This is a genomic window from Pseudoalteromonas sp. S327, from assembly GCF_005886415.1.
Classification (GTDB): domain Bacteria; phylum Pseudomonadota; class Gammaproteobacteria; order Enterobacterales; family Alteromonadaceae; genus Pseudoalteromonas; species Pseudoalteromonas atlantica.
Window position 1 is genome coordinate 1 of sequence record NZ_PNDP01000002.1, and the last position, 13,187, is coordinate 13,187.

14 protein-coding genes are annotated in these 13,187 nt (G+C 40.0%); 8 read left to right on the forward strand and 6 right to left on the reverse strand.

Annotated features, from left to right (window positions below; genetic code table 11):
• The 3 genes from CWB60_RS01495 to CWB60_RS01505 all read right to left on the reverse strand — a co-directional run.
• On the reverse strand, window positions 1-673 hold a 673-nt coding region (locus CWB60_RS01495), incomplete at its 3' end, for an ABC transporter permease (protein ID WP_138628002.1).
• On the reverse strand, window positions 670-1,368 hold the full coding sequence (locus CWB60_RS01500; RefSeq protein ID WP_138579233.1) for an ABC transporter ATP-binding protein: 699 nt from the start codon (window positions 1,366-1,368) through the stop codon (window positions 670-672). The genes CWB60_RS01500 and CWB60_RS01495, both read right to left, overlap by 4 nt.
• Before the next feature lie 11 nt (window positions 1,369-1,379).
• Window positions 1,380-2,450, reverse strand: a complete 1,071-nt coding sequence (locus tag CWB60_RS01505; protein WP_171036108.1) for a CDP-glycerol glycerophosphotransferase family protein — start codon at window positions 2,448-2,450, stop codon at window positions 1,380-1,382.
• A 377-nt stretch (window positions 2,451-2,827) separates the two neighbouring features.
• On the opposite strand from CWB60_RS01505, the gene CWB60_RS01510 reads away from it, so the two are divergent.
• The 6 genes from CWB60_RS01510 (at window position 2,828) to CWB60_RS01535 (ending at window position 9,538) form a co-directional block, all read left to right on the forward strand.
• A complete protein-coding gene (locus CWB60_RS01510) occupies window positions 2,828-3,931 on the forward strand; it encodes a phosphoribosylaminoimidazolesuccinocarboxamide synthase (RefSeq protein WP_138579235.1) in 1,104 nt (367 codons plus the stop codon).
• 121 nt (window positions 3,932-4,052) lie between these two features.
• Entirely contained in the window at window positions 4,053-4,712 is a 660-nt protein-coding gene (locus CWB60_RS01515) for a methylamine utilization protein (protein ID WP_138579237.1), read from the forward strand.
• The gene (locus CWB60_RS01520; RefSeq protein ID WP_138579239.1) at window positions 4,705-7,020 is read left to right on the forward strand and encodes a bifunctional diguanylate cyclase/phosphodiesterase; all 2,316 of its coding nucleotides are present in this window, start codon (window positions 4,705-4,707) and stop codon (window positions 7,018-7,020) included. Before CWB60_RS01515 ends, CWB60_RS01520 begins: the two co-directional genes overlap by 8 nt.
• Window positions 7,007-7,840, forward strand: a complete 834-nt coding sequence (locus CWB60_RS01525; protein ID WP_126008224.1) for a DUF3034 family protein — start codon at window positions 7,007-7,009, stop codon at window positions 7,838-7,840. Before CWB60_RS01520 ends, CWB60_RS01525 begins: the two co-directional genes overlap by 14 nt.
• Window positions 7,840-8,259 (forward strand): group I truncated hemoglobin, encoded by a 420-nt coding sequence (locus CWB60_RS01530; RefSeq protein ID WP_029773274.1) that lies wholly within the window; start codon window positions 7,840-7,842, stop codon window positions 8,257-8,259. The genes CWB60_RS01525 and CWB60_RS01530 overlap by 1 nt, the downstream gene beginning before the upstream one ends.
• A 175-nt stretch (window positions 8,260-8,434) precedes the next feature.
• A complete protein-coding gene (locus CWB60_RS01535; RefSeq protein ID WP_096739093.1) occupies window positions 8,435-9,538 on the forward strand; it encodes a capsular polysaccharide export protein, LipB/KpsS family in 1,104 nt (367 codons plus the stop codon).
• A gap of 29 nt (window positions 9,539-9,567) precedes the next feature.
• Here CWB60_RS01535 and CWB60_RS01540 read toward each other — a convergent pair whose 3' ends face one another.
• A complete protein-coding gene (locus tag CWB60_RS01540) occupies window positions 9,568-9,918 on the reverse strand; it encodes a DUF5522 domain-containing protein (RefSeq protein WP_029773276.1) in 351 nt (116 codons plus the stop codon).
• Between the two features lie 43 nt (window positions 9,919-9,961).
• On the opposite strand from CWB60_RS01540, the gene CWB60_RS01545 reads away from it, so the two are divergent.
• A complete protein-coding gene (locus CWB60_RS01545) occupies window positions 9,962-10,288 on the forward strand; it encodes a hypothetical protein (protein ID WP_138579241.1) in 327 nt (108 codons plus the stop codon).
• 152 nt (window positions 10,289-10,440) lie between these two features.
• On the opposite strand, the gene asd is transcribed toward CWB60_RS01545, so the two are convergent.
• Window positions 10,441-11,319, reverse strand: coding sequence for an archaetidylserine decarboxylase (gene asd, locus CWB60_RS01550; protein ID WP_004589055.1), 879 nt, complete (start codon window positions 11,317-11,319; stop codon window positions 10,441-10,443).
• Window positions 11,320-11,334: 15 nt separating this feature from the next.
• The gene (gene rsgA / locus CWB60_RS01555; RefSeq protein ID WP_004589056.1) at window positions 11,335-12,393 is read right to left on the reverse strand and encodes a small ribosomal subunit biogenesis GTPase RsgA; all 1,059 of its coding nucleotides are present in this window, start codon (window positions 12,391-12,393) and stop codon (window positions 11,335-11,337) included.
• A gap of 125 nt (window positions 12,394-12,518) precedes the next feature.
• On the opposite strand from rsgA, the gene orn reads away from it, so the two are divergent.
• On the forward strand, window positions 12,519-13,064 hold the full coding sequence (gene orn, locus CWB60_RS01560) for an oligoribonuclease (protein ID WP_004589057.1): 546 nt from the start codon (window positions 12,519-12,521) through the stop codon (window positions 13,062-13,064).
• Window positions 13,065-13,187: the final 123 nt, after the last annotated feature.

The following is a 13,187-nucleotide window of genomic DNA, read 5'->3' on the forward strand; positions in this document are numbered from 1 at the left end:
CATCGTGCTCATCGTGCTCATTATTCGCAGAGTGTGAACCACCATGTATTAAATCAATAGCTGCTAGAGGTATGTGTAAGGTTTTATCTACTGGCGTGCCAGTGGCGTTTAAAATACCGATAACAGTAAACGGGTTGTCTTTATGATGGTGAAAGCTCGTATTACCCATCCCGTGTGAGATTACTATGTTATCACCTAGTGTATACCCTAAACGGCTCGCTACATCGCTGCCAAGTACCACCTGGTTTAAATGCTCAAACGCGTGGCCTTGTTGAAAACTTAACGTTTGTTTTTTACCAAAGCGATAGTGGGTAAAGTAATCGCGGCTTGTACCTAGTACAGCTTGGCCTTTGTGGCTGTCGCCTAAACTAATAGGAATGCTCCATTTAACACCACGCTGAGCTGCGATGTACTGGTAACTTTGCCAGCTCACCCCGTTATTGGCGTAACCTATTCTAAATACAGAGGAAAGCAGTAATTGAATATCGCCGGTGCGGGCGCCTACAATTAGGTCTGTCCCAGAGATGGTATTACTAAAACTGGTTTTTGCATCCACGCGAATTCGCTCAATACTTAGTAAAAGCATTACGCTAATAGCAATGGTAAACAATGTGAGCAGTACACTTGCTCGGCGATTTAGCAAACTTTTATAAGCTAACTTAGTCAGGATCATAACTGCTCCTGCAAGCTAACTAGGCTAATTGCACGATTAAATAGCGGTTTTAATGTTTCGTCATGGCTTACAAAAACTAACGTACTGTTGGCGCGCTTAGCGTGTTCGAATAACAGCTTTATAAAGCTTTCTCTATTTGCGGTATCGAGTGCCGAGGTAGGCTCATCAGCAATTATAAGCTCTGGGCTGCCAATAAATGCGCGAGCGGCGGCAACCCGCTGTTGCTGACCAATACTGAGCGAGGCAACATCTTTACTATGATAAGACTCACTTAAGCCTAATGCTGTTAATAAGCGTATCGCTTCTTTTTGTAAGCTTGGCTTGGGCTCTGTTGTTTGCTGTAAGGCTTTTTGTTTTCTGCTTTTTGAAAATTCACAGCCAAGCGTGACATTTTCAATGGGTGTTAAATACGGTAATAAATTAAAGTTTTGAAAAATATAGCCAATATTCTCCGCTCTAAATACATCTCTTTGCGTATTGCTAAGTGTATTTAAATCGCGATTTAAAATACGTATGTTGCCACTTCTTGGTGTGTTTATACCTGCCAATAGCGCAAGCAGGGTTGATTTACCGACGCCGCTGGGACCATGTAAAAAAATATGCTCGCCTTTATCAATTCTAAGGGTTGGGATATTTAGCGTAGGCTTGGCATCATTTTTATGCCATTTAAAGGTTACATTATCAAGCTCAATCATACAGTGTGGTGTTACCAACCCCAATACTTGAGGTCTTTACGCATTTTAAAGCTTCTAATTATATTTATTGGCTTTGGTTTAAGTTTGTCGCTTTTGTGTAAAAACTCATTAGCTGCGTTAAGCACGCGTAAACTAGATTTACCGTCGCTATAAGGGTGAATATCTAGACAATAATTTTCAATATGCTGCATTAAATTTTTAGGTCTCGTTAATGCGTGCTCTATTGCTGCTTCTATTTTATCAGCCTCTGTCACATTGATTAAATGAGGCTGAGGCTTTTGATTTCGAAATGTAACAACGGGCTTTCTTAGTAATAAAAACATTAATAGCACCGATGATGTATCACACAGCATTATATCAGCCGCTTTGAGAAGAGGGATCACATTATCGGTTTCTATAAAGGTTAAGTTTTTATTATTTAATGCTTTATATTTATCTACCCATTCTTGGGGCATTTTAGGATGAAATTGCATTAAAATACGCCACTTCCCTTGCAGGCTAAATTGCTTTATTTGTTCATATAGTTTGGGAGCTAGTGACAGGTTTCGTGAAAAAGTAGAGCAAATTAGTAGTGTAGGACGTGGATCATTATTTACATAAGGGTTGTTTAGCGTATTACTAAAAAGAGGGTCTAATGTTGGCCAGCCTGTTTCTACTACTTTAAAAAAACCATATTGTCGCGCCAACTCTTTAAATTTGGTGGTGGTATTGGGACCCTGCGTACAGTATAAGTCGAAACACCCACGAATATTAAAGTGATCTTCTTTCCCTCTTCTATTTAGTTTTCCTGAATTAAAACCATGAAAAACAGCTACTTTTTTACCAGGAATAAAACTTGGAACAATATTACCAGGAATAAAAACTAAATCTGGATTCCATTTCTGGGTAGCGGGAATCGAGTTTAAACGCTTTTCATCATCATCTAAAAAGTCGGGGTTTACTTCATTACCCGCTAAAAACCACCGAACTTCTCCACCATAGGCTAAAATTTGCGCCTGAAGCGGCCTTAAAATAGCGTATGAATAATTTTGCGAAATATACATTAGGTATTTTTTATTTGCGGTCGCAGTTAGGTAGTCCAAGCGTTACTCCTCTAGTTAGCACGCTAAGTTTACCGCATTATTACAGCCATATAAATATTACGTGGTTATTTAAACTGAGCTCTGGGTAATAAACCTATTTCTGGCAGCTATTTTCAGCGCTAACTGCGTTAAGTTTACTTGCAATAGGCCAGCTATTGACGCGTAAATTCGCCTTGCTTTCATTGAAAATCTTTGGCTAGAGAAAATAAATTTAAATATCACCATAATACAACACGCCCTATTCAGTCTCTTAACCAGAGTTCAGGTTATTTAGTTTTCAGTGCTGATTGAGCTTTAGGGTAGGCTGATTTATTATATAGCGCTTATAACCCCATACCATACTTTGCTCTATGAGCATCCCTAACCCCGGAGATAGCATGACTAGCTATAAAGTTTTAGACGTAAACGATGACTTACCCATTCGCACTAAAGGTGCCGTACACAGCGGTAAAGTTCGTTCGGTTTATTGGCTAACAGATGAAGACAGCGCACGCCTCATTAAAGAAAAAAACTATAAAGTTCCGCAAGGAACTGAGCTGGCAATTATGGTTATTTCAGACCGTATTTCTGCTTTTGATTGTATTTGGCAAGGCGAAAATGGCTTAAACGGCGTGCCGGGAAAAGGTATTGCGCTTAACTCTGTTGCATCTCATTGGTTTAAGTTATTTGATAAAGCTGGCCTTGCGGGTAACCACATTGTTGATATTCCACATCCTTATGTATGGATTGTGCGCAAAGCAAGTACCGTAAAAGTAGAAGCGATTGCGCGTCAATATATAACCGGCAGCATGTGGCGTGATTACAGTAAAGGGGTTCGCAGCTTTTGTGGCATAGATTTACCTGAGGGCTTAACGGCAAACCAAAAGCTTGAAAACGTACTAATAACCCCTTCTACAAAAGGTATTATCGAAGGCGTGGCTGATATTCCACCTGTTGATGATGTGAATATTACGCGCGCTAATATCACTGATAATTTAGACGTATTTAATTTTAAATCGGCAGAGGATGTGACTAAATACGAAAAGCTATTGGTTGAGGGCTTTAAGCTAATTAGTGAAGAGCTGGCAAAGCTTGATCAAATATTTGTAGATACAAAATTTGAGTTTGGTTATGTAGAGGATTTAGACGGTAACCAACAGCTTATTTATATTGATGAAGTAGGCACCCCAGATTCTTCGCGCATATGGGATGGCGCGGCTTACCGCGATGGTAAAATAATCGAAAACTCTAAAGAAGGGTTCCGCCAGTTATTAATTTCTACTGTGCCAGAAAGTGACGTGCTGTTAAATAAAGACCGCATGGATGAGCGTGAGCAGCTTGCTAAAGACTTTATTTTACCTGAATCGGTCATGCTTGAGGTGTCTAACACTTATGTAGGCATTGCCAGTAAAATCATTGGTAAAGAGATTGTAATTCCAGAAGATCCTCGCCAAGAAGTAATTAATATTTTAGATACTGATTACGACCTTATTGTAAAATAGTACAACTAAAGTATTAAAATAAACAAAGCCCAGTCTTTATTTTTAGTTACTGGGCTATATTCCTTGCAATTAGTACTGGTCTCTAATTAACTTAACCTAAGATTAACTTTTAGGTATTGATATGTTTAGGCAAGTGCAGCAAGTTTTTAATAAAAGAGGTTATTTACTCGCCGCTACTTTATTTTTTAGCCAAGGCGTACTGGGCGCAAATATTGATTTAGTAATTCAAGACCAGCATGGTCAGCCACTAAAAGATGCAGTCGTTGAGCTTTATAAGACGGCAAAGTCAGAGCGCACTACGTTACCCGTTGCGGTAATGGACCAAGTACATAAAGCGTTTTTGCCTGATTTACTGGTGGTGCAAAAAGGTCAGCAGGTTAATTTTCCTAACAGCGATAATATTCGCCATCATGTTTACTCTTTTTCTCAGGCTAAGCCCTTTCAGCTAAAACTTTATTCAGGCCAACCTAAAGAGCCTGTGACTTTTGATCAACAAGGTGTTGTTGTACTAGACTGTAATATTCATGACTCTATGGTTGGCTATATTTATGTAGCCAATAGTGAACACGTTTATAAAACTAATAATACGGGTAAGTTAACTTTAGACATAACGCCGTTACCGACTACGCTGAGTGTGTGGCATGCGCTACAAACTGCACCGTTGGAAAATAAAAAAATGATAACAATAAATAATAACAATGAGTTACTAATTAAAATTAATACCTCCACCCCAGCACCGCGAAATACTTTTGGTAGTAAGTTTAAGGGCGGTAATGACTAACAGTTTAAAAAACCGCATTATTGTTTTATGTGTAGGCTTAGTTTTACTGACCACTATGGTGAGCATTGTTAGCTTTTGGTGGTCAACAAGTAAATTTCAAGAAGAAAAAGTAAACCAAGATATTAGCGTAGCGCAAAATGTATATAAGCAATATCTGAGCGCAAAAGAAAGCCTACTGCTTACTGCTGCTAAAGTACTTACTGCCGACTTTGGCTTTAAGCAAGCGGTTGCCACTCGCGATGCAGGCACCATAAGTAGTGTGTTGTTTAATCACAGCCAGCGTATTGATGCAGAGCTTATGCTACTAATTGATTTATCAGGTAAATTAATTTCAGCCAATACTAATGCAGATTTGTACCCGCAAAATTTAAAGCCGTTACTGGATGAGTTATTAACTTCGCCAGAGCAATCGAGCTTTGTTGTTCTTAATAATCAGTTATATCAAGTTATTTTACTACCTGTAAGGGCGCCTAGAACCGTTGCATACAGCTTAGTGGGTTTTAAAATTGATGACGAAGTCGCCCTAGAACTTAAAAACCTAACAGGAATGGATGTCAGCTTTATTGCTGAGCAGGACAACCTCGTAAGAAGCTCGTTGCTTAATCGCCCAGAGTTTTTTTCACCTAAAAACTACTTTAACACCACCACAACAACGCGTTTGTTTGGTGATTATCCTGTATATAAAAACCAAGATATTATGTTGCCCTCCCTACAAGGGGATGCGGTAACAATTTTGCTCAGTGCTGATTTAACGCAAAGCTATAACGATTTTGAAAACTTATTGTTTACGCTAATTATTATGGCCATTTTAACGATGCTGGTGGGGGTTATTACCAGTAGTTTACTGGCAAATAACTTAACAACCCCACTCTCACAGCTTGCAGTTATTGCCAGGCAATTTGCACAAGGTAATTACGCATTTGAATTTAATGCATCTAAACAAAGTACCGAAATAGCAACCCTTGCTAACGCCTTTGATAACATGGGTAACGATATTAACGAGCGTGAACAAAAAATTAGTTTTCAGGCACGCCATGATTCGCTTACAGGCTTTTATAACCGCTCGGCTATGCTTGAAGTACTCGATGATGAGCTGACTCCCTCTACACAATACACCCTAGTTGCTATTGATATAAAAGGTTTACGGCATATAAACGATAAGCTAGGCCCACGCGTAGGCGATGAATGTTTAAAAGCGGTTGCCAATCGAATTAGTGGCTTTTCGGACGAACTTGGCGGCTTTCATGCGCGTATTGGTGGCGATGAGTTTTTAACTGTGTTTCCAAGTGCCGCTGCCAGAGAGAAAAAAAGCGGTGTAGTTGGTTTAATGGCACAGCTATTAGCGTGTTATATCATTAAAACGTTAAAAATTAACTTACGCTTTAGCGCTGGGGTTGTCGAGTATCCTATGCAAGGCCTTGCCAGCGATGATTTAATGCGACGCGTACTTATTGCCGTAGACAATGCAACAGATAGCCAAGACAGTATTCATTATTACCAAAATGGTGAAGACGAAGCGCATTTAGAACGCCTTAAAATGTTAGATGAGCTTAAACAAGCCATTAGCGATGATGATGGGCAATTATTTATGACCTATCAGCCTAAACTGCATTTACACACACAAAAAATAAATAAAGTCGAATCACTGATCCGCTGGCAACGTAAAGATGGCAGCTGGGTAAACCCAGAACTGTTTATTGATTTAGCCGAGCAATCGGGGCTTATTGTTGAGCTTACATCATGGGTTGTTAACACTGTGGTTTCTCAGGTGGCTGATTGGCAGGCTAAAGGGATTGAAATGCAGGCAGCAATTAATGTATCAGCACAAGATATTGCCTCACCGAGTTTTCATTCAGCGTTAGTGCGTACTCTAAAAAAATACAATGTTGATCCAACCCTCATTACTGTTGAATTAACTGAGCGCGACATGATTGAAAATGAGGAAAAAGGCATAAAAGCATTACAAAACTTAAAAGCCATCGGTGTAAAAATTTCATTGGATGATTATGGCGTAGGGCAAACATCACTGGGGAGATTAAAAATGCTGCCTATTGATGAGCTAAAGTTAGATAAGTGCTTTATTTTAAAGTTAGATGAGTCGCGCAAGGATCAACACATAGTGCAGTCGTCTATTACCTTAGGGCATCAACTAGGCTTTAGCGTTGTTGCAGAGGGCGTTGAAAACAGAGATTCGTTAGACTTACTTAAACTTATGCATTGTGACCATGCTCAGGGTTACTACCTAAGTAGGCCTTTAAAAGCAGAATTATTAGAACAGTGGCTAAAGGAATATTATGAAAAAAGTTAAGTGTTTATTACTTGGGTTATTACTTAGCTCGAGCTTTTCTGGTTTCGCAAGCGATGGTAAATTATTAGCGACCCCCGGGGTTTCGCAAATAGAAGGCGGCGGGGGCGGCGGTATTGTGCCTTGGGCACAACTTGCAGGTTACGCCAGCGAAGACGAGTTCTCTGTGAATGGCTTTTGTAGCCGTGCAGATGTAACAGACTACACTTTAGATGTATGTGGAGCACAAGTTAACCTATTTAATCGTGTAGAACTTAGCTACGCTCAACAACGTTTTGACGTGCCTGCACTTGATACCGAAATAGAGCAATCTATCACGGGCGCTAAAATTCGTTTATACGGCGACATAGTTTACAGTGACTGGCCGCAATTGAGTGTAGGTATACAGCATAAATCCCTTGATGATGGCGCTGTTGCGACCCTAGTAGGTGCAAAAGATACTAGTGGCACTGATTACTACCTCGCAGCTAGTAAACTCCACTTAGGCGCTGTAGGGGGGCTTAACTGGTTTTGGAACGTCACAACTCGCTACAGTGAGGCTAATCAACTCGGTTTGCTTGGTTATGGTGGGGCAAATGATGATGCAAAAATTTTATTTGAAGGCAGCACGGCTGTGTTTTTGAGCCGAAGTGTTGCCGTAGGTATAGAGTATAGGCAAAAGTCTAATAACCTTAATTTGGGTGAACAAGACTGGAAAGATTTATTTGTTGCTTGGATGCCAAACAAGCACGTGAGTGTCACCGCCGCATACTTAGATTTAGGTAGCATTGCAGGTGCGAGCGATCAAACAGGGTGGTACTTATCGGTAACAGGGTATTGGTAATGAAAAACGTTGTCATTTTATGGTTGTGTTTAAGTGCCCTGGCAGGGTGTGCAAGCTCAACAAATTTATCGCTTTATCAACAGCTTGATGGCCGTGCGGGGCTTACGCGTATTGTAGACAGTTTTATTTACCAAATAGGTAATGATGAACAAGTACTGCATTATTTTGAACACAGCGACATAAGCCACTTTAGAGAAGGCTTTATTATGCATATGTGTATGCTAGTTGATGGCCCATGCAAGTACAAAGGAGATTCTATGGTAGATATTCATACTGGGATGCACATAACTGAGAAAGATTTTAACCATGTGGTGGACTTACTTGTCAATGCGATGGAAGAGCAAAATATTAGCCATAGCATACAAAATGAGATTCTATCTAGGATGGCACCGCTGCGTAGTAAAATAATAAGAATTTAGGTAACATCTGTAAATTATTTACTCGTAGCAGTGAACCTTACTTTTGTAATAGTGTCCACTTAGTATTATTTCCTATAAACAATAATTGGCGCGCACAGATTGTATGTCTTACCTATTTATATCCCGCAAAAATGTACACGCAAAGTACTATAAAAAAATAATCAAAAAGCTGAGTATGGATTGCCAACTGCATGTTATGGGGGCGCCAAAGCTTTCAGCTATACACTATTTAAGTAAAGCGTTTAAAGTTGATTTTAACGATGTTATTAATGCACAACTAAAACGTAAGCGCGCCCGTAATAACCTTTGGAACAATGCTTTAGTATCGGCGGTTTACAAAGTGGGGCTGCGCTTTTTTGAGCGTTTACGTTACGCAAAATATTTAGCTTTATTAACGGAAGTTAACCCTGATGTAATGGTGATATGGAATGGAAATAAACTGCCTAATACTACCGTTGCTATGGCTGCCAAGGCACTGGGTATTAAGCAATTTTATTATGAAAATGGTTTGCTTCCGGGTACCACCAGTTTAGACCCTCAAGGGATTAACTTTAATGCGTCGCTAAGTCGAGATCCTGATTTTTATTTAAATTTTAATGCAAATAATGCCTTAAACTTTGATGCACCGGCGCTTGTCCCACGAGAAAACCATAAAAAACGCTGTGATTTTGCAGCTGAAAATATACCTGAACGCTACATATTTGTGCCTTTTCAAGTGCCTCACGATACGCAATTAGCGAGCTTTTCGCCATGGATTGACTCAATGGAAATGCTATACGATGAAGTTGTTAGCGCAGTGAAAGCATTGAACGACCCTAGTTTAAAGGTCGTTTTTAAAGAACACCCGTCGTGGCACAAGCATTACACCCATTTATACGATAAAGACCCAATTGCACTATTTGCAAACGGCAATAAAACCTGTGAACTTATTGAATGCGCAGAAGCGGTGATCACTATCAACTCTACGGTCGGTTTAGAAGCACTGTTACTAAATAAGCGCGTAATTACTGTAGGGCAGGCTTGTTATAATATAGAAGGCTTAGTTAAGCATGCTGATACTCGTGAGGGCTTAGCTGCCCAAGTAGCAGATGTAGCTCAAGGATGGCAGTTTAATCCGCAGCTACGTGATAAGTTTTTTTGCTATTTAAAGCATGTGTATAGTGTGCCGGGCGTTTGGAAACACGCCGAAGAAGAGCATATCAAAGCAATTGAGTTACGTTTTAAAGGGGCGGATAAATTTGCACAATACAGCAACAATGTGCCCAACGAACTTATTTAACCGCGTATTGTATATCAACATGTTGTGATTTAGCTGTAAGGACAATTTTTACAGCCATTTTTACAGCATGTACCTCGCTTTAAAAAAAACCATTTACTAAACACCATGTAGCCATTTTGCATGGTGTAGTCTAGCCCTTCAATTAAATTGTCATTACCTCTAAATTTTTTAGCAAACTCAATTTGTGCTTTGATTGGCTGAGTATAAATATGCGCTAAATAAGCGTTTATTTTATTAAGCGTACATTGCGGGCATAAACAGCTTGTTGCTGACTCTTCAAGCGGTAAAATAGCAGGTAGTTGGTTACACCAGCATGCGTTTATATCGTTTACATTACAACTAAGCGCAGTGTGGCATTGTGAGCAGTTTAATCTCGTCATTTTAAGTCTTATCAGCAGTAGAACAGCAAGAATAACAAATATTATGAATATACAAAAAGCATTGGCCGAATTTATTACCTTTGGTGAGCAAAGAGATGATGCTATTAGCGTGATTATTTCTACTCCAGCAGAGGAAAGTGCTCCCGGATATACACTCACAAAGCCGGTATTGATTGAGGTGCTAACACGTTGTGTAAACCACGAAATAGAGATAGATGATTTAGAGTTATGGGCAAATGTGGTTGAATCGCGAGATGATATAAATTGCGCCGAACACGAAGGGGTTATTTTTGCGCTCAGTAATAGCGAGCAAATGGGAGAACTTGATAAGCGTAAGCTGACTGTATTGTTGAAGCTGCTACAGAGCTAAGCGTAATTTAGTAATGATTGTATTTAAACCGTTTTAAATTATCATCAGGTGCAGCGAAATCAAACTTAGCTTATAGATTAACATTGCTCTGAACTCAAAACCGTGAACTACGAGAACAGAGCAATGTGATAAAACTTCTTTATTCAGAGGGCTTACAGCTCTTCACTTTCTTTAATTGTTGCAAATGCGGTGTTTAAACGCGTTACTGTTTCTGGCAGTTGGTCGTCTAAAATGTCTGCTTTATCTGCCCCCCATGCTAATACCACTGTTGAGCCTAGTTTAAAGCGGCCCATTTCTTCACCTTTTTTAAGGGTAATGGCGTTTTCGCCTTTAGTAGGGTAGTTCCAGCTAAACACATCGCTACCGGCGGGTGGTGTTACTGTGCCTGCCCAAACAGTTTCTATGCTGGCTACAATGGTTGCGCCTACTAGTACCATAGCAAGTGGGCCAATTTCGGTTTCAAAAATAGCCACTACACGTTCGTTACGAGCAAATAAATTAGGGACATTGCGCGCTGTAAGCGGGTTTACCGAAAATAAGTCGCCCGGTACGTAAATCATTTTACTTAGTGTACCGTCTATAGGCATATGAATACGGTGGTAGTCTTTTGGCGCTAGATAAATGGTAGCAAATTTTCCGCCTAAAAATGGCGTTGTATCATCTTCAGAGCCACCTAATAGTGCTTGTAGGCTGTAGTCATGACCTTTTGCTTGTATTAGCTGCCCATCAACAATGTCGCCCAGTTGGCTAATTGCACCATCAACAGGGTGAGTAATTACGTTCTCGCCTTGCGCCATTGGACGCACACCGTCTTTTAATGGGCGAGTAAAAAACTCATTAAACGTTTTGTAGTGCGCTGGGTCTTCATACAAAGCCTCGTTCATGTCTACTTTATATTGTTTAATAAATAGTTTAATGAGCGTTGTAGTTAAAGCACCTGCTTTTGCTGCTGCTAATTTACCTACTACGCGTGAAATAAAGTGCTTTGGCATTGCATACTGCATTGCAATTTTAAATTTGTCTAAACTCACAGATTGTTTCCTAAATTAAACGCGAGGTGCGCGTGCACCAGCACGGCCATCGGCCATTGTTTCTAAAATACGGTGGTAGCTGTCGAATCGCAATTGCGAAATATCGCCATCGGCTACCGCTTGTTGAATTATACAGCCTGGGTCGTTTAAATGCTTACAGTCTCTAAAACGACATCCACCTATAAACTCTCTAAATTCTTTAAAGCACCAGGTTACCCGTTCAACATCTAAGTGCCATAAACCAAACTCACGTATTCCCGGTGAGTCAATTAGGTTACCACCACTTGGTAGGTGATGTAAGCGCGATACAGTGGTGGTATGTTGCCCTAAGCCACTGTTTTCTGATACTTCTTTAGTTAATATTTCGGCATCAGGAAGCACAGTGTTAACTAAGGTTGATTTACCTACGCCACTTTGACCAACAAAAATATTATTTTTATCAACCAGTACGTTTTTTAAATCATCTATGCCTTCGCCGGTTACACTACTTACAAGCAGTACCTGATAACCAAGGCCTCGATAAATATCGAGTACTTTTTGAATTTCATTTAGGCCTTCGTCGTCGATTAAATCGATTTTATTAAGTACTAAAATAGGTTCTATACCCATGTCTTCACAGGCAATTAAGTAACGGTCGATAATACTGGGCGTAAACTCTGGCAGTACCGCTGAGACCATTAAAATTTGGTCAATATTTGCAGCGATTACTTTTACGCCATCGTAAAAGTCGGGACGCGTAAGCTGTGAGCGGCGTTCTTGTGTTGCTTCAATAACGCCTGCTAAGTCGCCTTCACTTACTTTTGCGCGGCGAAATAGTACTTCATCACCACACACTAAGTTAGTAACGGTACGGCGAATATTACAGCGTAATACGTCACCTTCTTGTGTTTCTACATCGGCGTGTTGGCCAAAACGGCTGATCACGACAGCGTTTTCGGTTGCGCCCAGATTATCTGTTTGCCACTCTTGTGCGCCACCTTTTGCCAATTTTGTATCGGCATTATTTAAGCGCTTTTGATGATTAGCCTTGATCCTGCGAGATTGGCCTTTACTTAATTTTTTCTGTTTTGCCACTTTTGGCCTATAACCTTGGTTTAAATGTCGGCTTTGCGTATAAAAAAGCTTTAGCTCGACGGTTGATGCTAATATGATATATCGAAATGCGTTGGATCTAAAGAAAAGCACTGTTTAAGGTTACTATGACTATTAATGAATCTAATTTAATTTGGCTTGATCTGGAAATGACTGGACTTGAGCCGGCCACAGATAAAATACTCGAAATTGCAACAGTAGTAACTGATGCCGATTTAAATATACTCGCGGAAGGGCCTACTATAGCTATTCACCAAAGTGATGAGTTGTTAGATGGCATGGACGAATGGTGTACTACACAGCATGGGAAATCAGGTTTGACGGCCCGTTGTAAAGCCAGTACATATGATGAAGCTTATGCGGTTGAACAAACGCTTAATTTTTTAAAACAGTGGGTTCCTGCTGGTAAATCACCGATGTGTGGTAACTCAATAGGTCAAGACAGACGCTTTATGAATAAGTATATGCGCGAGCTTGAAGACTTTTTTCATTATCGAAATTTAGATGTAAGCACAATTAAAGAGCTTGCCCGACGTTGGAAGCCTGAGGTACTAGAACAGGTAAATAAAAAAGGCTCTCATTTAGCTCTCGATGACATTAAAGATTCTATTATGGAATTAAAGGTGTATAGAGAAAAATTCTTTAATTTGTAAAAAACACTTGCAAACGCATTAGATTATTGTAGAATCCTGCCCCGCTCAAGACGATAACCCTCGCGGGGTTGGTGTGTTTGAGTGGTTTAAATACCATCAGTAACTGCGGCACTAGCTCAGTTG

Coding starts and splice junctions, on each gene's coding strand:
- CWB60_RS01500 (WP_138579233.1), bottom strand. CDS start 1,368: ATGATTGAGCTTGATAATGTAACCTTTAAATGGCATAAAAATGATGCC.
- CWB60_RS01510 (WP_138579235.1), top strand. CDS start 2,828: ATGACTAGCTATAAAGTTTTAGACGTAAACGATGACTTACCCATTCGC.
- CWB60_RS01515 (WP_138579237.1), top strand. CDS start 4,053: ATGTTTAGGCAAGTGCAGCAAGTTTTTAATAAAAGAGGTTATTTACTC.
- CWB60_RS01520 (WP_138579239.1), top strand. CDS start 4,705: ATGACTAACAGTTTAAAAAACCGCATTATTGTTTTATGTGTAGGCTTA.
- CWB60_RS01525 (WP_126008224.1), top strand. CDS start 7,007: ATGAAAAAAGTTAAGTGTTTATTACTTGGGTTATTACTTAGCTCGAGC.
- CWB60_RS01530 (WP_029773274.1), top strand. CDS start 7,840: ATGAAAAACGTTGTCATTTTATGGTTGTGTTTAAGTGCCCTGGCAGGG.
- CWB60_RS01535 (WP_096739093.1), top strand. CDS start 8,435: ATGGATTGCCAACTGCATGTTATGGGGGCGCCAAAGCTTTCAGCTATA.
- CWB60_RS01540 (WP_029773276.1), bottom strand. CDS start 9,918: ATGACGAGATTAAACTGCTCACAATGCCACACTGCGCTTAGTTGTAAT.
- CWB60_RS01545 (WP_138579241.1), top strand. CDS start 9,962: ATGAATATACAAAAAGCATTGGCCGAATTTATTACCTTTGGTGAGCAA.
- orn (WP_004589057.1), top strand. CDS start 12,519: ATGACTATTAATGAATCTAATTTAATTTGGCTTGATCTGGAAATGACT.